At 72.7% G+C, this 23,219-nt stretch carries 20 protein-coding genes; 4 read left to right on the top strand and 16 right to left on the bottom strand.

Going from position 1 to position 23,219, the window contains the following annotated elements; translation table 11 throughout:
* Window positions 1-177 precede the first annotated feature (177 nt).
* Both ACGF0J_RS35445 and ACGF0J_RS35440 read right to left on the bottom strand, forming a co-directional pair.
* Window positions 178-462, bottom strand: a complete 285-nt coding sequence (locus ACGF0J_RS35445) for an acyl carrier protein (RefSeq protein WP_393153193.1) — start codon at window positions 460-462, stop codon at window positions 178-180.
* A 37-nt stretch (window positions 463-499) separates the two neighbouring features.
* Window positions 500-1,531: a ketoacyl-ACP synthase III family protein gene (locus ACGF0J_RS35440; protein ID WP_393153191.1), complete on the bottom strand. Its 1,032-nt coding sequence runs from the start codon at window positions 1,529-1,531 to the stop codon at window positions 500-502.
* Between the two features lie 159 nt (window positions 1,532-1,690).
* Here ACGF0J_RS35440 and ACGF0J_RS35435 point away from each other — a divergent pair, with 159 nt between their 5' ends.
* Together ACGF0J_RS35435 and ACGF0J_RS35430 are read left to right on the top strand one after the other, a co-directional pair.
* Window positions 1,691-2,953 carry an activator-dependent family glycosyltransferase gene (locus tag ACGF0J_RS35435; RefSeq protein WP_393153189.1) on the top strand — a complete coding sequence of 421 codons (1,263 nt, stop codon included), beginning with the start codon at window positions 1,691-1,693 and terminating at the stop codon, window positions 2,951-2,953.
* A gap of 16 nt (window positions 2,954-2,969) precedes the next feature.
* On the top strand, window positions 2,970-4,280 hold the full coding sequence (locus tag ACGF0J_RS35430) for an activator-dependent family glycosyltransferase (protein WP_393153187.1): 1,311 nt from the start codon (window positions 2,970-2,972) through the stop codon (window positions 4,278-4,280).
* Here ACGF0J_RS35430 and ACGF0J_RS35425 read toward each other — a convergent pair.
* From ACGF0J_RS35425 to ACGF0J_RS35380, 10 genes are all read right to left on the bottom strand, one after another.
* Complete coding sequence (locus ACGF0J_RS35425; protein ID WP_393153185.1) at window positions 4,232-5,257, bottom strand: ketoacyl-ACP synthase III family protein; 1,026 nt, start codon at window positions 5,255-5,257, stop codon at window positions 4,232-4,234. The genes ACGF0J_RS35430 and ACGF0J_RS35425 overlap by 49 nt on opposite strands.
* A gap of 157 nt (window positions 5,258-5,414) precedes the next feature.
* Window positions 5,415-6,257, bottom strand: a complete 843-nt coding sequence (locus tag ACGF0J_RS35420) for an alpha/beta fold hydrolase (RefSeq protein ID WP_393153183.1) — start codon at window positions 6,255-6,257, stop codon at window positions 5,415-5,417.
* Window positions 6,258-6,325: 68 nt separating this feature from the next.
* Complete coding sequence (locus ACGF0J_RS35415; protein WP_393153181.1) at window positions 6,326-7,483, bottom strand: ABC transporter permease; 1,158 nt, start codon at window positions 7,481-7,483, stop codon at window positions 6,326-6,328.
* The gene (locus tag ACGF0J_RS35410) at window positions 7,480-8,646 is read right to left on the bottom strand and encodes an ABC transporter permease (protein ID WP_393153179.1); all 1,167 of its coding nucleotides are present in this window, start codon (window positions 8,644-8,646) and stop codon (window positions 7,480-7,482) included. The genes ACGF0J_RS35415 and ACGF0J_RS35410 overlap by 4 nt, the downstream gene beginning before the upstream one ends.
* Before the next feature lie 6 nt (window positions 8,647-8,652).
* Entirely contained in the window at window positions 8,653-9,588 is a 936-nt protein-coding gene (locus ACGF0J_RS35405; protein ID WP_393153177.1) for an ATP-binding cassette domain-containing protein, read from the bottom strand.
* 83 nt (window positions 9,589-9,671) lie between these two features.
* Window positions 9,672-10,775: a long-chain fatty acid--CoA ligase gene (locus ACGF0J_RS35400; RefSeq protein WP_393153175.1), complete on the bottom strand. Its 1,104-nt coding sequence runs from the start codon at window positions 10,773-10,775 to the stop codon at window positions 9,672-9,674.
* Window positions 10,775-12,061 carry an activator-dependent family glycosyltransferase gene (locus tag ACGF0J_RS35395; protein ID WP_393153173.1) on the bottom strand — a complete coding sequence of 429 codons (1,287 nt, stop codon included), beginning with the start codon at window positions 12,059-12,061 and terminating at the stop codon, window positions 10,775-10,777. The genes ACGF0J_RS35400 and ACGF0J_RS35395 overlap by 1 nt, the downstream gene beginning before the upstream one ends.
* A gap of 79 nt (window positions 12,062-12,140) precedes the next feature.
* A complete protein-coding gene (locus tag ACGF0J_RS35390; RefSeq protein ID WP_393153171.1) occupies window positions 12,141-13,406 on the bottom strand; it encodes an activator-dependent family glycosyltransferase in 1,266 nt (421 codons plus the stop codon).
* Window positions 13,407-13,436: 30 nt separating this feature from the next.
* Complete coding sequence (locus ACGF0J_RS35385) at window positions 13,437-14,861, bottom strand: NDP-hexose 2,3-dehydratase family protein (RefSeq protein ID WP_393153169.1); 1,425 nt, start codon at window positions 14,859-14,861, stop codon at window positions 13,437-13,439.
* Between the two features lie 3 nt (window positions 14,862-14,864).
* Complete coding sequence (locus ACGF0J_RS35380; RefSeq protein ID WP_393153327.1) at window positions 14,865-15,977, bottom strand: DegT/DnrJ/EryC1/StrS family aminotransferase; 1,113 nt, start codon at window positions 15,975-15,977, stop codon at window positions 14,865-14,867.
* A gap of 317 nt (window positions 15,978-16,294) precedes the next feature.
* Between ACGF0J_RS35380 and ACGF0J_RS35375 the strand changes: the two genes are divergently transcribed.
* Both ACGF0J_RS35375 and ACGF0J_RS35370 read left to right on the top strand, forming a co-directional pair.
* Window positions 16,295-17,521: an acyl-CoA dehydrogenase family protein gene (locus tag ACGF0J_RS35375; RefSeq protein ID WP_393153167.1), complete on the top strand. Its 1,227-nt coding sequence runs from the start codon at window positions 16,295-16,297 to the stop codon at window positions 17,519-17,521.
* A 13-nt stretch (window positions 17,522-17,534) separates the two neighbouring features.
* On the top strand, window positions 17,535-18,830 hold the full coding sequence (locus ACGF0J_RS35370) for an activator-dependent family glycosyltransferase (protein ID WP_393153165.1): 1,296 nt from the start codon (window positions 17,535-17,537) through the stop codon (window positions 18,828-18,830).
* Here the strand turns inward: ACGF0J_RS35370 and ACGF0J_RS35365 are convergent.
* From ACGF0J_RS35365 to ACGF0J_RS35350, 4 genes are all read right to left on the bottom strand, one after another.
* A complete protein-coding gene (locus ACGF0J_RS35365; RefSeq protein ID WP_393153163.1) occupies window positions 18,803-20,029 on the bottom strand; it encodes a methyltransferase domain-containing protein in 1,227 nt (408 codons plus the stop codon). The genes ACGF0J_RS35370 and ACGF0J_RS35365 overlap by 28 nt on opposite strands.
* Window positions 20,029-21,078 (bottom strand): NAD-dependent epimerase/dehydratase family protein, encoded by a 1,050-nt coding sequence (locus ACGF0J_RS35360; protein WP_393153161.1) that lies wholly within the window; start codon window positions 21,076-21,078, stop codon window positions 20,029-20,031. Before ACGF0J_RS35360 ends, ACGF0J_RS35365 begins: the two co-directional genes overlap by 1 nt.
* A 353-nt stretch (window positions 21,079-21,431) precedes the next feature.
* Window positions 21,432-22,427, bottom strand: a complete 996-nt coding sequence (locus ACGF0J_RS35355; RefSeq protein ID WP_393153159.1) for a Gfo/Idh/MocA family protein — start codon at window positions 22,425-22,427, stop codon at window positions 21,432-21,434.
* Between the two features lie 33 nt (window positions 22,428-22,460).
* The gene (locus tag ACGF0J_RS35350; protein ID WP_393153157.1) at window positions 22,461-23,024 is read right to left on the bottom strand and encodes a GNAT family N-acetyltransferase; all 564 of its coding nucleotides are present in this window, start codon (window positions 23,022-23,024) and stop codon (window positions 22,461-22,463) included.
* Window positions 23,025-23,219 lie beyond the last annotated feature (195 nt).

Below are 23,219 nucleotides of genomic sequence, written 5' to 3'. Positions count from 1 at the left end.
CACGGCGTCGCCGTCGAGCACGTCCAGCAGTCGCGCGGTGCCGCCGCACCGGCGGGGGGGGGGGGGGGGGGGGGGCCCCCCCCGGCGGGGGGGCCCCCCCCCCCCCCCCCCCCGCCGGGCCCCCCCCCCCCCCCCCCCCCCCCCCCCCCCCCCCCCCCCCACGACAGGAGACGGCGGTCAGGCCGGGGGGACGGCTCGGCGTGAGCGTTCGCAAAGCATCGAGGCGATGCCGGCCACGGTGTGGAACGCCCGCGGATCGACGTCCTCGACGGGCACCGCCGACCCCCACTCCTCGTGGATGAAGTTGAGCAGGATCGCCGTGTTGAGCGAGGTCAGGATCCCGCCGTCCAGCAGCGGCGTCGCGTCGCCGAACGCTCCGGCGGGGTCTCCGTAGAGGAACCGCTCCCTGATGAAGCCCGTCAACCGCGCCGAGACCTCCCGCTCGACCAGGACGTCCGTCACCTCTGCCGCCTCTCTCCCGTCGGGGACGTTCGGATGCTCAGCCGCGGTCGAGGACGCGGACCACCGCGCACGAAATCGTGACGCCGGAGCCGATGCCGCCCAGCAGGACGTGGTCGCCCGGCCCCACCTTGCCCGTCTCCAGCAGGTGGTGCAGCGAGACGAGCGGGTCGCTCGCGCCCAGGTGACCGATCGTGCGCCCGAAGTCCCAGGTCGATCGGGACATCGGCATCCGGAGGATCTCCATCCAGCGGTGCTCGATCGCGTCGGGTGCGAGGTTGGTCAGCGCCGCGTACGCGAGGTCCTCGAAGCGGATCCCGGCCTCCGCGACGACGCGGCCGATGAGCTGCATCATCGTCTTCTGGACCATGATCCAGGCGATGCGCAGCTCGCTGCTGGTCTCCGCCACCTTGCTGAACGCCTCGTCACGGGTGACCCAGTCGACGGGCGCGCCGGTGGTCGCGCCCGGGGGGAACATCGGCTCGCCGTAGCGGCCGCCCTCCTCCAACTCCGGTACGGCGGCCGAGCCGACCGACAGGACCCGCGCGATGCCCGGCCGGCGCGTCAGCACCATCGCGCTGGCCGCGTCGCCGAAGACGGTGGGCGCCGAGCGCCACCGGTCGAAGCGGGGCGTGCCGAAGTTGTCGGCGGCCACGACGAGCGCGTCAGGCCGCTCGGCCGGAGCCGCGCCCAGGTAGGGGCCGGCAAGTTCCAGCGCGCTGAACACGCCGTTGCAGCCCTGGTGCAGCTCGACGGCGAGCGCGTCGCCGCCGACGAGGTGACGCTGCAGGTAGTACTGCGGCAGCCACCCGTCGGGCCCCTGGTGCCACACGTCGCAGTAGAGCAGCAGCCCCACCTCGGCCGCCCGCCCGCCGGCGGCGTCCAGCGCCGCGCGGGCGGCGCGCAGCGCCATCTCCGGCGCCGGCACCTCCCCCGCCACCGCCGCCCCCGCCATCCCGTGCACGGCCGCCTCCTCCGCCGAACACCACCCCTCCTCCACCGCCGCCCGCACACTGACCGCCTCGGGCACGAAAACCCCGAGACCACCGATGAACAACTCGGGAATGCGCACGGGTCCACCTCCGCGAGAAAAAGGGATTCGGCCGTCCGGCCAGATTACCGGATATTCCCGCGGGCTCCAGGAAAACAGTCACGCGGTGGCGGGGGCGGGGCCGGGTTATTAGGCTGGCCCGGCGCGCCGCCATACGGCCGCATATCTTCGGAGGGATGCGTGCGCATTCTGTTCGTCACTCACGAGGAGAAAACTCATTTTCTCGGAATGGTGCCGCTGGCCTGGGCCGCGCACAACGCCGGGCACGAGGTCCTGGTGGCGAGCCAGCCCGCGCTGACCGACGTGATCGTGAGCACCGGGTTGACGGCGGTGCCGGTCGGCGAGGACCACACGCTCCGGCACCTGCTGCGGCTCGCCGCCGAGAGCGGCGCCCGCGAGCTCGACTACGACCTGAGCGGCGACCGGCCGGACAAGCTGACCTGGGAGTACCTGACGGCGGGCTACGAGGAGTGGGTCCGGTGGTGGTGGCGGATCGTCAACGACCCGATGGCCGGCGACCTCGTCGACCTCTGCCGGACCTGGCGGCCCGACCTGGTGATCTGGGAGAGCCTCACGTACGCGGCCCCGGTCGCCGCGAGGGCGTCGGGTGCCGCGCACGCCCGCTTCGTCTGGAGCAGCGACCTGTGCGCCCGGCTGCGCGGGCACTACCTGCGCCTGAAGGACGCCCGCCCGCCGGCTGAGCGGGTGGACCGGCTGGCCGAGTGGCTGGCAGGGATGGCCGGCGCGGCGGGGGTGGAGTTCTCCGAGGACCTGGTATCCGGCCAGTTCACCATCGACCAGGTCCCCGGCTCGCTCCGGCTCGACGTGGGCCTCGACCACGTCCCGCTGCGGTACGTGCCCTACAACGGCCGGTCGGTGGTGCCGCGGTGGCTGCGCACTCCGCCGGAACGGCCCCGGGTGTGCCTCACGCTCGGCACGTCCTCGGTCGAACGGCTCGGCGGCTACGCCGTTCCCGTCCAGGACCTGCTGGACGCGCTGGCCGGCCTCGACGCGGAGATCGTCGTGACCCTCCCCCGCAACCAGCAGGCCGAGCTGGGGCACGTCCCCGCGAACGCGAGGGTGGTCGAGTTCGTCCCGCTCAACGTGCTCGCGCCGACGTGTTCGGCGGTGGTCAACCACGCCGGGCCGGGGACCGTGCTCACCACGGCGGTGCACGGCGTGCCGCAACTGCTGTTGCCGTACTACATCTTCGACGCGCCCGTGCTCTCACGCCGGCTCGCCGAGCACGGGGCCGGGCTGATGATCGACAGCCACGAGGTGACCGGAGCCGCGGTGCGTGACGCCGTGGAGCGGCTGCTGCGTGAGCCGGTGTTCCGCCGGCGGGCCGAGGCGCTGCGCCGGGAGATCAGGGCTCAGCCGTCGCCGGACGAGGTGACGAGCCGCCTCGAAGACCTCACCGCCGCGTGCCGGGCCACGTCCTGACTCCGATGGAGGAAGCATGCGCGTTCTGATCACCACCTATTCCGACGCCTCCCACCTGCTGGGCATGGTGCCGCTCGGCTGGGCGCTGCGCACCGCGGGCCACGAGGTCCGGGTGGCCAGCCAGCCGAGGCTGACGGACGCCATCGCCGCGACCGGCCTGACCGCCGTCCCCGTGGGCACCGACCACCGCTTCTTCGAGACGCTCGCCGCCGGGGGCGGCCAGGACCCCGCCGGGGAGGAGTTCGACCTGACGGAGGAACGTCCCGAACGGCTCACGTGGGAGGCGATGCGGGACGGCTACGCCGAGATCGTGCCGTGGTGGTGGAGCATGGTCAACAAGACCATGATCGACGACCTGGCGGCGTTCTGCCGCTGGTGGCGGCCCGACCTGGTGATCTGGGAGCCGATCACCTTCGCCGGGCCGCTCTCCGCCCGGGCGTCGGGGGCGGCCCACGCCCGCTTCCTGTGGAGCCTCGACTTCTTCGCCCGCATGCGGGCCCGCTTCCTGCGCCTGACGGCCGCCCGACCTCCCGGGGACCGCCAGGACCCGCTCGCGCTCTGGCTCGGCGCCCGGGCGCGCAGGCTCGGCGTGGACTTCTCCGAGGACCTGGTGTCCGGCCAGTTCACCATCGACCACACCCCCATGTCGCTGCGGTTGGAACCGGTCGCCGGCGTGCGTACCTTGCCAGTGCGGTACGTGCCCTACAACGGCCGAGCCGTCGTGCCCGGCTGGCTGCGCGACCCGCCGGAGCGGCCGCGCGTCTGCGTGAGTCTCGGCATCTCGGCCGCCGAGTGGTACGGCGGCTACGTCGTGCCGGTGCGGGAGGTGCTCGACTCCCTGGCCGGCCTCGACGCCGAGATCGTCCTGACCGTGGGCGAGGAGCAGGCCACGCGGCTGGGGCCCGTGCCCGCCAACACGAGGGTGACGGGGTACGTGCCCCTGCACGCGCTCATGCCGACCTGCACGGCCATGATCAACCACGGTGGCCCGGGAACCGTCTTCACCGGCCTGGCCCACGGGGTGCCCCAGCTCGTCCTGCCGAACCAGTTCGACGCGCCGGCCCTCGCCGCCAATCTGGCTGCACGGCGGGCGGGCCTGACGCTGCCCGCCGCCGAGGTCACCGGGCCGCTGGTCCGCGACCTGCTGGCCCGGCTGCTGGAGGAACCCGCCTTCCGGGACGGGGCCGGCGAGCTGCGCCGTGAGATGCTCGCCATGCCCGCGCCCAACCAGGTGGTGCCGGTGCTGGAGGAGCTCGCCGAGCGGCACCGGGACGGCGATCAGCCCGCCAGGATCCGCACCACCGCGCACGACGCCGTCACGCCGTAGCCGACCGCGCCCAGCAGCACGTGGTCGCCGGCTCGCACCTGGCCGGTCTCCAGCAGGTGGTGCAGCGCGGCGAACGGGCCGCCCGCCCCGAGCTGGCCGACCGCGCCGCCGTGGTCCCAGGTCGTCCTGCCGGGCGGGACGCGCATGTTCTCCAGCCACCGGTGCTCGATGGAGTCGGGGGCGAGGTTGGTGAGGGCGACGCGGGTGAGATCGTCGAAGGAGACGCCCGCCTCGGCGACGATGCGGCTGGCGAGCTGCATCATCGCCTTCTCCGTGTTGAGCAGGGCGGTGCGCAGGTCGGAACGGTCGGTCGCCATGCGCACGAACCCCTCGTCGCGGGCGGCCCAGTCGAGGGGCGCGCCGGTGGTCGCGCCCGGGGGGAACATCGGCTCGCCGTAGCGGGCGCACTCCTCCAGCTCCGGTACGGCGGCCGAGCCGATCGACAGGATCTGCGCGATGCCGGGCCGGCGGGACAGGTGGAGCGCCACGGCACCGTCACCGAAGAGGACCGGGGAACGCCACCGGTCGAAGCGGGGGGTGCCGAAGTTGTCGGCGGCCACGACGAGCGCGTCAGGCCGCTCGGCCGGAGCCGCGCCCAAGTAGGGGCCGGCCAGTTCCAGCGCGCTGAACACGCCGTTGGCGTCGTTGCGCAGCTCGACGGCGAGGGCGTCGCCGCCGACGAGGTGACGCTGCAGGTAGTACTGCGGCAGCCACCCGTCGGGCCCCTGGTGCCACACGTCGCAGTAGAGCAGCAGCCCCACCTCGGCCGCCCGCCCGCCGGCGGCGTCCAGCGCCGCGCGGGCGGCGCGCAGCGCCATCTCCGGCGCCGGCACCTCCCCCGCCACCGCCGCCCCCGCCATCCCGTGCACGGCCGCCTCCTCCGCCGAACACCACCCCTCCTCCACCGCCGCCCGCACACTGACCGCCTCGGGCACGAAAACCCCGAGACCACCGATGAACAACTCAGCAGCCCGCATGACCTCACCTCGCGACGTGAACCGACAGGACGTGAACCGACAGGACGTAGCCGGCGCGACGTAAACGGCAGGACGTAACCGACAGGACGTGAACCGGCATCACCCGAACGGCGTGACATGACCGGTGCGGCGACCGCCGCGCCGGGCCGCCGCGCCGTCAGCCCCGGGTCTCCGCGTCCGGCGCGCCGGCGATGAACTTCCGCAGCACCTCCGCGACCTCCTCGGGCGCCTGCTGGTCGGGGCCGTCATGACCGAGCCCCCGCAGCTCGCGGAAGCGCGACCGGGGGATGACCGAGGCCAGGAACTCGGCCCCGGCCCGGTATTCCTGCGCGCCCTTGGAGCCCGTCAGGACGAGCGTGTCCGCGTCGATGCCGCGGTAGCGGACCGGGGAGTAGGCGAGGCGTTCGACCTCACGGTATTCGGCCGGGAACGTCGGCACCAGCGCCACCATCTCCCGCCCCTCCTCGGTCCAGGTCAGCGCGCTGACCATGAACCTGACGAACGGCAGCGGCAGGCGGCTGACCGAGCCCAGTCCCTCCAGCCCCTTCAGCATGATGGACAGCGCGAGGGCGTTGCGCCCGGCCGCGAGGGCCCGTTCGAAGTCCGGGTACCAGGGGTCGCCCGTCGGGTCGTCGACCGACACGGGCGGCTCGTACACGGCGAGCTTGCGCACCGGATGGCGCAGCGCCGTCTCCAGCGCGACCAGCCCGCCCGAGCTGTGGCCGAACAGCGCAGCCGCGCCCTCCCGCTTCAGCAGGGCGATGACGTCCTCGGCCTCCCGGGCGAAGCTGTAGTCGTCCCCCTGCGGCCCGCTGTCGCCCCGTCCACGCCGGTCGACGACGAAGACGGTGTGGGAATCGGAGAGGTGTTCGGCGAGGCGGCGCATCGAGCGGGCGCTCTGCAGCGTGCCGGGCAGGATCACCAGCCCCGGTCCGTCGCCGACGACCTCGGCGGTGATCACGGTGCCGTCGGCCGAGGTGAACGAGGTCTTCTCAGGCATGGGTCTCCGAGACATCGAGGGCTGCGTGACACGTGGACGCCCGTCACGCGCGGCGTGGCGCGGCGGGCTCAGCGGGTGATCGCGCGCCGCTGCAGCCACACCCCGAGAGGCAGCAGCACCGCGGCGAACGCCGTGAGCGCACCGAGCTGGGGCAGGACGTCGGCGATGCCGCCGCCGTGCCGGACGAGCGTCACGAAGGCCTCATACCCCCAGGCGTGCGGGGTGAAGTGCGCGACGGTCCGCATGGTGTCGTCGAACGTCTCCAGGGGCACCATCGTCCCGCCCAGGGCCCCGAGCCCGATGCCGAGGATCGCCGCCAGCGAGATGGCCGCCCCGACCGTGCGGAAGAACGACGCCATCACCATCGCGGCGCCCGCCCCGATCATGGAGAAGACCGCCAGCAGGACGGCCGCCGCCAGCGGGTCCCCCCAGCGCACCTGGAACAGCAGCCCCGACCCCAGCATGATCAGCAGGCCCTGGAACAGCGCGATGAGGAGCCGGCCCACGGTCTCGCCCGCGACGATGGACCAGGCGCCCGTCGGCGTCGCGTACATGCGCGACGAGATGCCGGTCAGGCGCGTCTCGACGAGCCCGATCGCGGCCGTCAGCGAGGTGAGGAAGGTGTAGAGGAGCAGCAGGGGCGGTGCGGACAGCGCGAACTGGCTGAACCCCTCGGGGAAGACCGAGCGTCCGGCCGTGGTGACCGTCACCTCGATGCCGGGCACCTGCGCGCGCTGCGCCGCCTGGAGCCCCTGGTCGAAGGTCGTGGCGCCCTCCACCGCGCCGAACCTGGCCGCGCGCAGCAGGGCGGCCTCCTGGGGCACGGCCGAACGCACCCAGGTGCCGATGTCCAGCGCCCGCATGTCGTTGGGGCGGATCAGGTAGCGGAGCTCCACCTGGCGGCCCGCCCGCTGGTCGGCGTCGTACGTGGCCGGGATCACCACTCCGCCCTGCACCAGGCCGCGCTCCACCGCCGTGCGCATCTCGTCCTCGGTCGTCATGGGCACGACCTCGACGTCCTCGCGGCCGGCGAGCGCGGTCGCGAGCCGCCCGGCCAGCGGCCCGCCGTCGCCGCCCACCAGGCCGAGCCGGTGCTGCTGGCCGCCGCCGAACATCAGACCCATCATGAAGATCATCAGGAACGGCACGACGATCACGAAGAAGATGTTCGACCGGTCCCGGAAGAGCCGGCGCAGGTTGAGCAGGCCGATCACGAGGATCTTCACGAGTTGAGCATCCTTCCCAGCCGGGACAGCGCCAGCGCGCCACCGGCCACGGCGAATCCCAGCAGGACGGCGACCGGCTGCACGACGACGGACAAGGACCCGCCGGCGAGGTCGCCGAGGCCCTCCAGGAACCAGCGGTGCGGGGTCAGCATGCTCAGCGACGACAGCCCTTCGAGCTGGGCGACGGGGAACAGCGCGCCGCCGAACAGCCCGAGCGTCATGGCGATCACGGACAGCCGGTTGGAGGCCTGCTCGGCGGTGCGCGCGAAGGTGGCGACGGCGGCCGTGATCCCGGTCGCGGCCAGCACGGCGGCCACCGCGAGGGCGGCGACCCCGAGCGGGTGCCCCCAGTCGGCGCCCAGGGCCAGCGTGGAGACCACGACGAGGATCGCCATGCTGAGCACGCCGACCAGGATGCCGCCGAGCGACTTGCCGAGCAGGACGGCCCGGCGGGAGACCGGGGCGGCCAGCAGCCGGGCCAGGGTGCCCTGGCGGCGCTCGTCGAAGATGCTGGTGACGCTCATCATCGTGACGAAGAACAGGAAGAACATCGCCATGCCGGCGGCGTAGTACGTGGTGGTGTCGAGCTGCTTGCGCCGCGCGACGTCGTCCTGGGCCACCCCCACGGGCACCGGCGCCGCCGCGGCCCGCTCGGCCAGTTCCCGGTCCGGGGCGGCCCCGCCCACCGTGGCCACAGCCACGGCGAGCTGGACGGCACGGCGTTCGGTGGCGTAGCTCTGCGCGATCTCGCGCGCCACCTGGACGGACACGGCCGAGTCGACGCCGCCGATCACCTCCAGCCGGGTCGCCGCGCCGCGCTCCAGCGCGGCGGAGAACCCCGCGGGGATCACGAAGGCGGCGTCCACCGTCTTCCGCTCGACCAGCTTCCTGGCCTCCTCGGCGTCGGCCGCCGTCCGGAGGGTGGCATCGCCGCTCGCCTCCAGCGGGCGGAGCACCTGGCCGACGAACTCCTGCGCGGCCACGCCCCGGTCGCCGTCGGCCACGGCGTACTTCGCGTCCAGCCGGCGCTGCTCGCCGCCCCCCAGCATGACGTTGAACATGAACGCCAGGCCGAGCGGCAGGACGATGCCGAAGACGAGCAGCGTGCTGTCACGCGCCCGCTGCCGCAGGTCCTTGGACAGGATGGTGATGCTTGCGCGCACGCGTCCTCAGTCCCTCAGAGCCTTGCCGGTCAGGTGCAGGAAGACGGTCTCCAGGTCGGGCTCGCGCACCTCCACCGTGCGCACCGCCACGCCCGACCCGGCGACCGTCTCCAGGATGCGCGGCAGGTGCGTCCTGGCGTCGGGGACGAGCAGTTCGAGCTGGGAGTCGCCGGTCTCGGCGCGCTGGACGTCCGGCAGCTTCTGCAGGTCCTCGACGGCCCGCGCCAGGTCCCCCTCGGCCTGCATGGTGACCCTGTCGGTCTCGCCGACCAGTCCCACCAGCTCGCGCCGGGTCCCCTCGGCCTGGATCCGGCCCTGGTCGATGATGCCCACCCGGTCGCAGAGGCGCTCGGCCTCCTCCATGTAGTGCGTGGTGTAGAGCACCGCCATGCCCTCGCCCGCCAGGCGCTGGACGCTCTCCAGGATGGAGTTGCGACTCTGCGGGTCCACCCCGACGGTGGGCTCGTCGAGGATGAGCAGCTTCGGCCGGTTCATCAGCCCGATGCCGATGTTGAGACGGCGGGCCATGCCGCCCGAATACTGCTCCACCTTCTCGTCGGCGCGGTCGGCCAGGCCGATGATGCCGAGGATCTCCTCGACCCGGGCCTTCAGCTCGCGCCCGCCGAGACCGTACAGGCGGGCGAAGAAGCGCAGGTTCTCGCGGGCGGTGAGGTCGCGGTAGAGCGCCAGCTCCTGCGGCACGTAGCCGATCAGCGCCTTGGCCTTCACGCTCGTCACGTCGAGCGGCCGCCCGTCGACGACGACCTCGCCCGCGTCCCGGTCGAGGATGCCGACGATCATCGAGATGGTGGTCGTCTTGCCGGCCCCGTTGGGGCCGAGCAGGCCGTAGGTCTCTGCCTCGCCGATGTGGAAGTCCACTCCGTCGACGGCCACGTGGCCGCCGTAGCTCTTACGAAGTCCCGTGACCTCTAAGAGGGGCACCTGATCAGTCCTTCGGTCGCGTGGGGTCTCACTGTCGGAACGCGCGGCCGGCGGCGCGGGGTTCCGCGCCACCGCGTCGGATCTCACGCCGTCTCGTCCGGGGCGTCCGCGTCGCGCAGGCGGCGGAGCTTGCCCGTCTCCGACCGGTCGATCCGGTCCACCAGGCGCAGCCTGCGCGGGCGTACCCCGGTCTCGGCGAACGCGGCGCGGACGTCGAAGCTACCAGCGCGGGCGGCCTCGCCGGGCACGAGCAGCAGATCGAAGTGCTCCCCGATGACGGGGTCGCGGACGGGCACCAGGGCCAGGTCCGCGCAGGGCAGCGCGGCGCGTACGGAGGTCTCCAGCTCGTCGAGGTTGAGGCGCCTGCCGTTGACGTTGACGAGCCTGCTGCGGCGCCCGGCGAAGCGGAACCGCCGCTCGTCCAGGATCTCGACGTGGTCGTCCAGCTGCCAGGTGGTGAGCGGGTCGCCGCCGGCGGAGCGGGCGAGCCGCGGGCCGCGGACCGTCAGCGGCGCCTCCCCCGTGGCGCGCGGGTCGGCGAAGGTGACGTCGGGGAACAACTCCCACGGCGGGTTGCCCGGCGCCCAGCGGCGGGTCGCCACGCCGCCCGTCTCCGTCGAGCCGAAGATCTCGGTGACGGTCAGCCGGTCCGCGCCGGCCGAGACGACCAGTTCCCCCGCCGTCGCGGGCAGCATGGCGGTGCTGTGCAGGACGCTCACCCGTTCGGCGGCCCGCACCCACGAGCGGCGCTGCAGCAGGAGGGAGAACGTCCAGGGGATCGCCGTCACCGCCCACCGGCGGGCGGCGTCCTCCGGCGGCATCGGGCCGTACTGGGACCGGTACCACACGGGCAGCCCCAGCCTGGCGGGCACCAGCACGCTGACCAGCAGCCCGTACAGGTGGCGTGGCGGGGCGAAGGAGAGCACCGCCTCCGGCCGGTCGGGGCCGAGCAACCCGGCGAGCAGGCCGGCCTCCGCCCACAGTTGCTCGCGGGTGCGCGCCCAGGTCCGCTGGGCTCCGGTGCTCCCCGAGGTGGACAGCTCCACCACCGGCGGCAGCGCCGTCATGACGAGGTCCTCGGCCTTGCCCGCCACCGCGTCCCACCGGACGAGCCATGGCCCCTCGGCCAGGCCGCCGCCATCGGGCAGCGCCGCCAGCAGGTCCGCCGGTTGCCGTTCCGCGTACATCACGCCTCTCCTTGCCGGCCGTGCCCGGCCTCGATCGGTGTCCGCCCGGCTGCCAGCGTCTCCAGTTCGGCGACGAGCGCGTTCGGTGACGGCATCGCGCGCATCTCCGCGCGCAGGCGGGCGGCGCCCGCCGTGTAGGCGGGCTCGGCCAGCAGGCGTTCAACGCGGTCGCGGACCGCCGCGCCGGTGACGGCGGCGCCGTCGATCGCGAGGCCGGCGCCCCGCGCGGCGAGGTTGGCGGCGAGGGCGGGCTCGTCGAACAGGCGCGGCAGCACGAGCTGGGGCACCCCGTAGGCCAGCCCGGTCAGCAGCGTGCCGGGCCCGCCGTGGTTCACCATCGCGGAGCAGGTGGGCAGCAGGGCGTGCAGCGGCACGTGGCCCACCACCGTCGTGTTGCCGGGGACCCGGCGCAGGGCCGCCCGCTCCCGGTCGGAGAAGGTCGCCACGAACTCGGCGTCCAGCCCGTCGAGGGCGTCCAGGATCTCCTGCCCCGCGACCTCGTAGCCGGCCCTTCCGATCGACGACAGCCCGAAGCTGAGGCAGATCCGGGGCCGCCGGGGCGGGGTGCGCAGCCAGGACGGCACCACGGCGCGGCCGTTGTAGGGGATGTAGCGGACGCCGAGCGGCCGGGGTCCGCCCGCCAGCCGCAACGAGGGCGGCAGGTGGTCGACGGTCGCCTGACCGAGGACAAGGTCCTCGGTGAACACCGCGCCGAACCGCGCGGCGTGCCCGCCCAGCCAGCCGGCCAGGGGGTCCTCCCGCTCGGCCGGCGGCTGGGCGTTCATGAGCCTCAGGTAGTGGCCGCGCATCCGCGCGAAGAGGTCGGGGCCCCACACGAACCTGGCGTGCGCCGCGCCCGACGCGGTCGCCGCGATGGCGCCGGCGAACGTCGTGAGCTCCCACAGCACAAGATGGGGGCGCCATTCGCGGCAGAACGCCACGAGGTCGGCGACCAGCGGCTCGTTGATCACGCGGAGCCACCAGGGCACGATCTCGCGGTAGCCGTCGCGCAGGTACTCCCAGGTCAGCCTCTCGGGGCGGTCCTCGGTCAGGTCGAAGCCAGGATCGCCGTCCTGGCCCAGGCTCTCGGCGAGCTTGAGGAGCCGCCTGCCCAGGTGGTCGCGGCCGACCGGGACGGCGGTGAGCCCGGACCCGGCGACCGCGGCGGCCAACTCCGGCTGGGTGGCGACGCGCACCTCGTGCCCGGCCGTGCGCAGCGCCCACCCCAGCGGGACCATGCCCAGGAAGTGGGTCAACTCGGCCTGGACGGCGATCACGACGCGCATCGCGTCCCCTCCGCCGCAGGGAGGGGCCCCCGCGGTGTCTCGCCGGCGAGACACCGGTCCGCGTGGCCGGCCGGCGTGCTCATCCGGCCAGCTTCTCCAGGCGCTGGACCACCTCGTTGGGGGTCGGCATGGCCAGCATCTCGCCGCGCAGCTCGCCGGCCGACCGCTGGAACGCCGGGTCGCCGACCAGCCTGATGAGGTCGTCGCGCACGCGCGGGCCGCTCAGCTCCGCGGCGGGGATCTGCAGTCCCGCCCCGGTCCGGGCGAGCCGGTCGGCGAGCAGCGGCTCGTCGAACATGTACTGCGGCAGGATGAGGTCCGGGACGACGAGCTGCGGCACGCCGTAGAGCAGGGCCGTGCTGTACGTCCCGGCGCCCCCGTGGTGCACCACCGCCGAGCAGGTGGGGAGCAGCGCGTGCAGCGGGACGAAGTCCACGATCCTGACGTTGTCCGGTATTTCCGTCAGCCGGGCGCGCTGGTCCGCCGTGAGGGTGGCGACGACCTCCACGTCGAGACCGGCGAGCGCCCTGAGCAGTTCCTGGACCGACAGCAGGTGCCCGGCGACCCGTTCGGGGGCGGCGCTGCCGAGGGTGAGGGCGACGCGGGGGCGCTCCGGCGGGGTGCGCAGCCAGGACGGCACCACGGCCCGGCCGTTGTAGGGCACGTACCGCATCGGCACGTACTCCACCCCGGCCGTCTCCAGTCGCAGCGAGGCGGGCAGGTAGTCGACCGTGACCTGGCCGCACACCACGTCCTCGGCGAACCGCTCGCCGAACCGGCCCAGATGCCCGTCCAGCCACTCGGCCAGCACGTCCTCCCGCTCGCCCGCCGGCCGGCCGGCCATCAACTCCACATACAACCCGCGCATCCGCGCGAACAGATCCATGCCCCACAGGAGGCGGGCGTGGGCCGCGCCGCAGGCCCTCGCAGCGACCGGGCCGGCGAAGGTGGTCGGCTCCCACACGACCAGGTCCGGCCGCCACTGCCGGCAGAACGCGACCAGATCGCCGACCAGCGGCTCGTTGACCACCTTCCACCACCAGGGCACCAGCCGCCGGAACCCGTCACGCACGTACTCCCACGACACCTCCGCCGACGGGTCCACCGTCATGTCGAAGGAGGACCCGTCGTCCAGGCCGAGGCTCTTGACCGATCGCAGCAGGTAGGGGAACAGGTGGTCGCGGCCGACGGGCACCGCGGTCAGGCCGCTGTCGGCGATCGTCTCGGCCAGCTCCGGCTGGCTGGCCACCCGCACCTCGTGCCCGGCCGTGCGCAGCGCCCACGCCAGCGGGACCATGCCGAGGAAGTGGGTCTTCTCCGCCTGGGTGGCGATCACGACGCGCACGGCCCCGCCCCTCCCGCCGCGGGCGGCGTCTCACCACAGGGCGTGCACGCACGCGAGCAGGCTGCGCGCCTGGATGTTGAGGTAGTGGCCATGCCTCAGCAGCTCCATGAGTTGGCGGACGGTCATCCAGCAGAAGTCCTGCGGGACGTCGACCGGGAAGTCGTCGCCGACCTCCACGATCCTGTAGCGGGTCTGGGCGTGGTAGAAGCGGCCGCCCTCCTCCGACAGCAGCACGTCGTGCCGGACCCGGCCGACCGTGCCCGCGACCACGTCGGCCACGAACGGCTCGCCGGCGGCCTCGGCGGCCGCGTTCTCGTTCGGCGGCAACTGCACGGTGGGCGCCATCTCCACCACGTCCAGGAGGCCCGGCTCGGGCTTGCACTGGACGAGGAGGTGCAGCACGCCGTTGATCGGCCGCGCCAGGAAGACGGCCAGGCCGGGGGCCCGGGTGGCCAGCAGGGGCTGCGCCCAACGGGCGACCTCCCGGTTGTGCGCGCTGACCCGGACGCCCATGATGCGGAAGTCCTCGCGGGCATCGTCCACGATCTCGTCGCCGGTCCGCGTCCAGCCCTCCACCGCGGCCAGCGGGACCAGCCGGTTGGTCCACTCGCACCGGCTCTTCGCCTCGGTGAACCAGCTCACGATCTCCTGGGTCGTGTGCAGCGCGCCCGGGTCGCGCCCCCACGAGCCGTGCTCGTACGAGCGCAGCAGCGCCTCCTGGAACGGGTCCGCGGCGGCGGACACGGGCGGACGGCCGATCGGCATGCAGGCCAGCACCGTGCGAGCGTCCATGTTGACCAGGTTGTCCTCGCGGAGCAGCCGCCGGAGCTGGTCAAGGGCGAGCCAGCAGAAGTCCTCGTGCGGCGGCACGTCGCCGTCCACCCGGACCACGATGTTGCGGTTGCGCTTGCGCCAGAACCAGGTGCCCTGCTCCGACTGGAGCACGTCGACGGGGACGCGGTCCCGGTCGGCCTCCCGGAAGTACTCCACGTAGGGGGTGGTGTTGCCGCGGTGCACGCGCGTGTAGTTGCTGCGCGTCGCCTGCACCGTGGGTGACAGCTGGCGCAGGTTGACGTTCCCCGGCTCGAACTTGGCCTGCATCAGGCAGTGGGCGACCCCGTCGAACTCCTTCACCAGGATGCCGAGGATGCCGATCTCCGCCTGGTTGATGATCGGCTGGGTCCTGACCTCGTCACGGTCGAGGATCCGCGCCCCCTCGATGGAGAAGAAACGCCCGCTGTCGTGCACGAGGTTTCCCGTGCCCGGCTCGAAGTGCCACTGCGTCAGCTCGCCGAACGGGACCGGCGTCACCTCGAAGCGGTCCTGCCGAGGCAGGGCGGCCCACCATTCCCGGAACCGCTCGTCGGACACGACCGGCCGGCCGCCGCCCGCCGCCGGGACCGCGAACAGCCCGGCCGCGCCGGTCGCCGTCGTCGCCATCTCCGCGCTCTCCACGGGTCAGAGCGTCGCGAGGGTCTCGCGCAGGGCGTCGATCACCTTTTCCTGGTCCGTCCCCAGAACGGACGGGTACATCGGGAGCGAGAAGATCTCCTCCGCCAGGGTCTCGGTCACCGGCAGCGCGCCCTTGGGGACGCCCAGGTGGGCGAACCCGGTCATGGTGTGGACCGGCCACGGGTAGCTGATGTTGAGCGAGATGTCGAAGCTCCGCATCCGCTCGATGATCTTGTCTCGCCGGGGGTGGCGGACCACGTACAGGTAGTAGACATGGTCGTTGCCGGGTGCCAGGGCCGGGAGCACCAGGTCCGTGCCGGCCAGCGCCTCGGCGTAGTTCGCCGCGGCGGTGCGGCGGGCGGCGATGTAGTCGTCGAGCCGGCCCAGCTTGCGGCGGAGGATCTCGGCATGCACCTCGTCGAGGCGGCTGTTCATGCCGTTGGGCGCCACCACGTAGTAGCGCTCCTCGTCCATGCCGTAGTAGCGCAGGCGCCGCATCTCGGCGTCGAGCTCCGGATCGGACGTGATCGTGCCGCCCCCGTGCCCGTACGCCCCCAGCACCTTGGTGGGGTAGAAGGAGAAGGCCCCGGCCCTGCCCATGGAGCCGGCGATCCGCCCGTGGTGGCGGGCCCCGTGCGCCTGCGCGCAGTCCTCCAGGATCACCAGGTCGTGCCGGGCGGCCAGCTCCTCCAGCGGCGCCATGTCCACGCACTGGCCGTACAGGTGCACGGGCAGCAGACAGCGCGTCCGCTCGGTGACGGCGGCGGCCACCTGCCCGACGTCCATCAGGTAGGTGTCCGGGTGGATGTCCACGAACACCGGCGTCGCGCCCACCATGCTGATGGCCACGACCGTCGGCGCGGCCGTGTTGGACACCGTGATCACCTCGTCGCCCGGCCCGATGCCGAGCGCCCGCAGGGCCACCACGAGGGCGTTGGTGCCGTTGTCGACCGCCACGCAGTGCGGGACTCCGTGATAGGCGGCGAAATCGCGTTCGAAGCCGGTGACGTGCGGTCCCCACACGAGCTGGCCGGATTTGAAGACCTTGTCAACGGCGTCGAGGATGTCTTCCCGTTCCCGCTCGTATTCCTGCAGATAACCCCAGGCATAAATGGTCATGGTCACGTCGCTTTCGGGAGTCGTGGTCCTCATGCCCGTTCGGGCTGGCCGCCGGTGCGGTCAATGGTGGGCGCCGCACCAGGTATGTCCCGCCGTCGGGACAAACTCGCGGTTTCTCGCAAACCAGGCGTAGTTGCGCGGGACGAGAGAGTCAAGAAAAGCATTCCTGACCCGTCACGGCCTTGCCGCACCACAATTCCCAGCCCGTTCGCGAGAGCTGGTCCGGGCCTTGCGCATTCGCTACTCTCCGGCGGAGAGAATATGTCCGCCGGGCGGCCCGCCGTTCAAGTGGGCAAGGGAAGGGCGCTGGAAACGCAATGTCACCGAGGACCGCAACCCAGCAGGCCATGGGCAGGCTGCACGAACCGATCACCGCCGAGGGCCGAGTTCTGCACGACCTGCTCTCCCCGCACCTTCCCGGGATACGGGAGGCGGCGGCCGACCACGACCGGCGCGGCGCGTTCCCCGCCGACGTCTTCGAGGGACTGCGCAAGGACGGCGTGCTCGGGGCGACGGTGCCCAAGGAGCTCGGCGGCCTCGGCGTGACCTCCCTGCACGACGTGACCTTCGCCCTGCTGACGCTGGCGCGGGCCGACGCGTCCACGGCGCTGGCGCTGCACATGCAGCTCAGCCGCGCGCTGACGCTGACGTACGACTGGCGGCACGGCTCCGCGGCCGCCCGCCCCCTCGCCGAGCGGCTGTTGCGCGCCATGGGCGCGGGCGAGGCGGTCATCAGCACCGGCGTGAAGGACATCGTGCGGGGCGGCGTCGTCACCACGCTCACCCCGGACGGACGGGGCGGTTGGGTGCTGTCCGGCGGCAAGACCCTGGTCAGCCTCGCCCCCGTGGCCACCCACTTCATGATCTTCGCTCGGTACGCGGGCGAGGACGGGCGGGCTCGCCTGGCCACACCCGTGGTCGCGCGCGACGAGCCGGGCCTGACCGTTCTCGACAACTGGGACGGCCTGGGCATGCGCGCGTCCGGCAGCGTGGACGTGGTCTTCGACCGGTGCCGTGTCCCGGCCGAGGACGTCTTCCTGCGCGGCCACCTCGACGACCAGCCGCCCGCGGCCCTGGCCGGCCAGACCGTCAGCTCGATCAACATGCTCGGCATCTACACCGGCATCGCCCAGGCCGCCCGAGACATCGCCGTCACCACCCTCGCCCGCCGGCCCGCTCCCCCGGCCGGCGGCCCCGCGACGCTGGTCGCGGAGATCGACGCCCGGCTGTACGCCGTGCGCTCCACGGTGGCCGCCGCCCTGGCCGACATCGAGGCGGCCGGGCAGGACGTCGGGGGCGACATGGACGAGCGCGGACACCGCATGATGGCGCCGTTCCAGTGGGCCAAGCTCATGGTCAACCACCTGGCGCCCGCCATCGTGGCCGACTGCCTGACGCTGGTCGGGGGCGCGTCCTACTCGGCCGCGCATCCGCTGGCCCGGCTCCATCGCGACGTGCGGGCCGGCGCGTTCATGCACCCGTACACCTACGGGGACGCCGTCGACTACCTGAGCCGGCGGGCGCTGGAGTCCCGCGGCGCGTGACGGGGGGTCCCGCATGCGCGTCCTGATCGCCACCTGGGCCGAGAAGACCCACTTCATCGGCATGGCGCCGCTCGGCTGGGCGTTGCGGACCGCCGGGCACGAGGTGTGCGTCGCCAGCCAGCCCGCGCTGGCGGACGTCATCGCCGACACCGGGCTGACCGCGGTGCCGGTGGGCTCGGACCACCTGCTGTCCCACGTGCTGACGTGGACCCGGCGCATCGGTCCGGACCAGGCGCCGGGCTTCGACCTGATGGAGGACCGTCCCGAGGTGCTGACCTGGCCGCACCTGCAGCGGGGCTACCGCGACGTGCTGCTGCCCCTGTGGTGGAAGGTCGTCAACGAGTCGATGATCGACGATTTGGTGCGCTTCTGCCAGGACTGGGAGCCGGACCTCGTCATCTGGGAGCCGCTCACGTACGCGGCCCCGATCGCGGCGGCAGCGTGCGGCGCCGCCCACGCCCGCCTGCCGTTCGCGCTGGACCTCACCGCCCGGATGCGGGCGCACTACCTGCGCGTGATGGCGGCGCTGCCCGACGGCGAGCGCGACGACGTGCTGGCGCGATGGCTGGGGGCGCGCGCGTCGCGGTACGGCGCCGCCTTCTCCGAGGACCTGACCCGCGGCCAGTTCACCGTCGACTACCTGCCCCGTCCGCTCCGGCTGGCCCTGGACCTGCACCACGTGCCGATGCGGTACGTCGCCTACAACGGGCGGGCCGTCGTGCCGGCTTGGCTGCGCACCCCGCCGGAGCGCCCCCGCGTCTGCGTGAGCCTGGGGACCTCCGCGACCGACCGGCTGGGCACGTACGCGGTGTCGGTGCCCGACCTGCTCGACGGGCTGGCCGGGCTGGACGTCGAGGTGGTCGCGACCCTGCCACCCGACCAGCGGGCCCGGCTGGACCGGGTGCCGGACAACGTCCGGCTGGTGGGCTACACGCCGCTGCACGCGCTGCTGCCGACCTGCGTCGCCATGATCAACCATGGCGGCGCCGGCACGGTGTGCACGGCGCTGCTCTCCGGGGTCCCCCAACTCGTCGTCCCGCACCACATGTTCGACGAGCCGCTGCTGGCCGCCCGCCTCGCCGAGGCCGGGGCGGGGCTGACCCTCGACCCGGGTGAGGCGGCCGGCGAGCGGGTGCGCGAGCTGGTCCTGCGGCTGCTGCGCGAGCCGTCGTTCGGCGAAGGGGCACGGCGGCTGCGCCGGGAGATGGAGTCGATGCCCACTCCCAACCAGGTGGTGCCCCTCCTCGAAGACCTCACCGGACGCCTGCGCGGCCCGGCCGCTCAGACGACGCGCACCTCGGGCACGTAGAGGATCCACCGGCCGCCCGCCTGGCGGAACTCCCGCTCCTTGGCCATGATCTCGTCGGCGTGGTTCCACGCGAACAGCAGCGCGTAGTCCGGGTAGGGGTCGGCGAACGCCTTTGGCTCACGCACCGGGATGTGCAAGCCGGGCGTGAGCCTGCCCTGCTTGGCGGGGGTCGTGTCGCAGATGAACGAGACCAGGTCCGGCCCGATGCCGCAGTAGTTGATGACCGTCGAGCTCTTGGCGGTGGCGCCGTAGCCGACGACCCGGCCACCCTCGTCGCGAATCCGCCGCAGCAGGGCGAGCAGCCGCTCGCGCGTGCCCTCGACGCTCTCCCCGAAGCCGCGCAGCGTGTCCGGGTGCGTCAGCTCCCGAGCCTCCTCCTCGGCCAGCAGCTCGGCGACCGCGGGAGAGGGCGTGCGGGCCCCCGGGTGCGCCAGGGTGTAGCGCACCTCGCCGCCGTGCACCTGCAGGCGTTCCACATCCACCAGTTCGAGCCCGTGCCTGGCCGCCATCTCCTGCACGGAGCGGACCGCGAAGAAGTAGAAGTGCTCGTCGTAGATCTGGTCGAACGACGTCCGCTGGACGATCTCCAGGAAGTACGGGTCCTCGAAGACGAACACCCCGGTCGGCGCGAGAAGCTCCCGGACGCCGCGGAAGATGTCGTCGACGTAGGCGATGTGGGAGAAGGTGTTGGCCGCGTAGATGACGTCGGCGTGGCCGTCGGCCGCCACGATGTCTCGCGCGACGGACTCCTCGAAGAACGTCTTCCGCACCCGGATGCCCTTGGCGGCGGCCATGTCGGCCACCCCACCCGACGGCTCCACCCCGAGGTGGCGGATGCCCCGGTCGGCCAGCGTCTTCAGCATGATCCCGTCGTTGCAGCCGAACTCGACGATGAACGGGTCAGGCCCGGTCAGCTCGGTGTCCAGCAGGCGTTCGGCGGTCTTCTCGAAGTGCGCCCGCATCACGGTGGAGCCGGAGGAGACGTACGGGTAGTCCTCGTGGAACATGTGCTGGCGTGGCACCTCCTCCATGAGCTGCACCATCGTGCACGTCCGGCAGGCACCCACGGCCATCCGGTAGAAGAACTCCTCCCCGGTCCGGCCCGGGGTCACGAAGGCGTCGGCCAGCGGCTGGCGCCCGAAGTCGAAGAACTGCTCGACAGTCCCGGAGCAGACTCGGCACTGGGAGGTGTCTGGCATCACTCACTCCTCGGATCTGGGTTGGTCCAGGTCGGTCCGCTCGCCGCGGCGGCTCCGGCGGGCTCCGGGGCGCTCTCGCCCCGCTCCAGCCACCACGGGTTGGCCCGCGCCCATGCGACCGTCCGGCGCAGGCCGTCACGCAGGCCGGTCGTGCTCTGCCAGCCGACCAGGTTGCGCACCTTGGCGGTGTCCGGGATGCGGCGGCTCAGATCCTGGTAGGTGTCCCCGTAGCGGCGTCGCGTGTCGAGCGAGGCGATCTCCAGCTCCGAGCCCGTCAGCTCGACCAGCGCCTCCACGGCGCTGCGGATGGAGATCTCGTCCGAACTGCCGACGTTGAAGCACTCGCCGTCGGACTTGGGACTGTCGCCGATGGCCAGCGTGGCCGAGACCGCGTCGTCGACGAAGGTGAAGCTGCGCGTCTGCTCCCCGTCGTCGTACACCACAGGAGGCAGGCCGCGCAGCACCCGGTGCAGGCTGCGGCTGATGAGGAAGGCGGGCCGCTGGCGGGGGCCGTACAGGTTGAAGTAGCGCACGATCGTGGCACGCAGGCCGCGCTGCCGGATGAAGGCGAAGATCAGGTGTTCGGCCAGCGCCTTGCTGGAGGAGTAGCTCCACCGGTCGGTCGAGGTGCTGCCGAGCACCCGGTCGGCGTCCTCCGCCCACGGGACGGCGGGGTTCCTGCCGAAGATCTCGCTCGTGCTGGCGAAGACCACCTTGACCCCGGCCCGGTCGGCGGCCTCCAGGACGTGCCTGGTGCCGATCAGGTTGGTGTCGACCACGTCGAGCGGCCGCCGCAGGTAGCGGTCGACGCCGACCACCGCCGCGAGGTGGTAGACGACGTCCACGTCCTCGGTGATCACCCGGGCGAGGTCCGCCGGCGAGCGGATGTCGCCGTCGACGCGGCGCACGCCGCTCAGGTCGTGGTCGGGTGAGGGGTGGTCGTTGTCGACCACGGTCACGTCGTCGCCCTGGTCCCTCAGCCGTTCGACCAGATGGCTCCCCACGAATCCATAACCGCCCGTGACAACGACAGAGGCCAACGCGCTCACCGCCCGATAATCGAAGACCCCGGATGATCCCGAAATGCCGATGGAATTCGAAACGCCGGGCGCCCCGGGAAATTGAATGCGTCCGGCGGCTCACCCGCGAGATCCATAGTCTCGCGGAGCCGCTGCTCAATGGCAAGGATCGGTGGTCCACCGAGGTGATCTCACCCATTTCGAGCACAACTACCTGCTGGCAATTCGTTGAGATCACGTCACCGCCGACCAGCGAATTACCCGTGCGCGGGCGATGAAATGGCGGGCGCCGCCGTTCGCTCGCCGGCCGGCCTTTTTCCGGGGGGCGAATCCGAAACGGGCCGGCGCCTTGTCCGGGGCGGCGGGCCCGCCGCGCTCGCGGGTCAGCCCGTCGGGACGACCGGGAACCGGTGGGCCCGCTCGCGGATCTCCTCCAGAAGGCCTGCCTGCCGGAGCAGCACCTCCCTGTGGCCCGCCGGGTCGGCGCCGTCCCGCACCTCCCTGGCGAAGGCCCGGATGGCGTTGGCGAACTGGTCGTCGGGCGGGAGCTCGAACTGCTCCACGCCGCTCTCCCGCTCCAGCCGCACGACCGTGCGCAGGGTGGACGGCACGGAGAAGGCCCGTTCGAGCGTGATCCGGCCGGAGCCGCCCCAGACGGAGTAGGCCGACCGGTACGACGACTGGAAGCTGAACGTGAGCTGGGCCGCGACGCCCGCGTCCGAGCAGAGCAGGGCGGAACCACCGAGGTCGATGCCCCGATCGTCGTCCATGAGCAGGGTCGCGCCGAGCACGGACACGCCGGGGCCGAGGAAGAGCTGCGCCGCGCGCACCGGGTAGGCGCCCACGTCCAGCAGGGCCCCGCCGCCGAGGTCGGCGCGGTAGCGGATGTCGCCGGGGCCGCGCGGCGGGATGCCGAACTCGCCGGTGAACAGGTGCGGCTCGCCGACGGCGCCATCGGCGATCAGCTTGCGTACCTCGCCGTGCTGGTGGTGGTGGACGAAGGCGAAGTTCTCCGTCACCCACAGGCCGTTCCTTCGCGCGGTCGACAGCATCTCCTCGGCCTCGGCGAGGCTCGTGGCGAACGACTTCTCCACCAGAACGTGCTTGCCGACCTCCAGCGCGCGCAGGGTCCACCGGTGGTGCAGGCCTGTGGGGAGGGCGACGTAGACCGCGTCGACGTCGTCGCGTTCGAGCAGCCGGGCGTACCCCTCCACCGACGCGCCGCCGAAACGCGCCGCGAACCGGTCGGCCTTGGCACGCTGGCGGCTGGCCACGGCGACGACCTCGACCTCGTCGACGCGCCCCATGGCGGGCAGCGCCCTGCGCCAGACGATGTCGGCGCAGCCCAGCACCCCGATCCGGAGGGGACGCCGGCTCATGGGCGCGCCTCCGGCGCGGGCCCGTCGCGACGGCTACGCGCGCTGCCCGTCACGGCGCTCCAAGCCGCGCACCATCCGGTCGACGATCCGCGCGCCCGACTCCGCCCAGCTCTCCCGGGTGATCGCGTAGAAGTGCACGTCCCATAGTCTCCCCTGGAAGAACAGGTGTTCGGGAAGGACCGCCTCGCGCGGCACGAGGCTCATGCCGCGGCCGAGATCGCGCAGACTCGCCTCCGTCGTCGAGAAGTACACCTTGCGGACGTGCTCCCAGGTCGCGAAGGCGTAGTTGACGGTCAGCATCATCGCCTCGGCGCCCGCGCCGAGCTTGCTCACGGCGGGATCGGTGAAGATGCCGATCTGAATGTGCCCGGCCCGGTTGAGGTGCTGCAGCGAGCTGAAGCCGATGACGTCGTCGGACGGCCGCGTGTGGATCGCGAACTGCGCCTCGGCCCCCTGGCGGTGCTGCTCCGCGAAGGCCGAGGGCGTCGGCAGGCTGTGCAGCCCGAGCCGCGCGAGCACGTCGTAGAGCCGGGGGACGTCCTCCTCGCCCGCCGGGCGGAGCCTCGTCCTGATCGTTTCGAGATGGGGGTGCAGCATGACCTTCCGTTCTCGCCGGCCGGCCGGCCGCCGGCGGTCGCGTCGTGCGTTCGTGCCGGGCCTGGTCCCTGCGTGCGGCGGCGTGCCCTCCGCGGCCGGTCTTAGACGTCGTCTCATTTGGCGAGTCGGCGGTAGCAAATGAGCGCTGCGGCGATGGCGACGAAGGACGCGAAGTGGTCGGCGCGGCGCTCGTAG

This window comes from Nonomuraea sp. NPDC047897 (assembly GCF_043204415.1).
Lineage (GTDB): Bacteria > Actinomycetota > Actinomycetes > Streptosporangiales > Streptosporangiaceae > Nonomuraea.
This window is presented reverse-complemented; position numbering and strand designations above follow the sequence as displayed.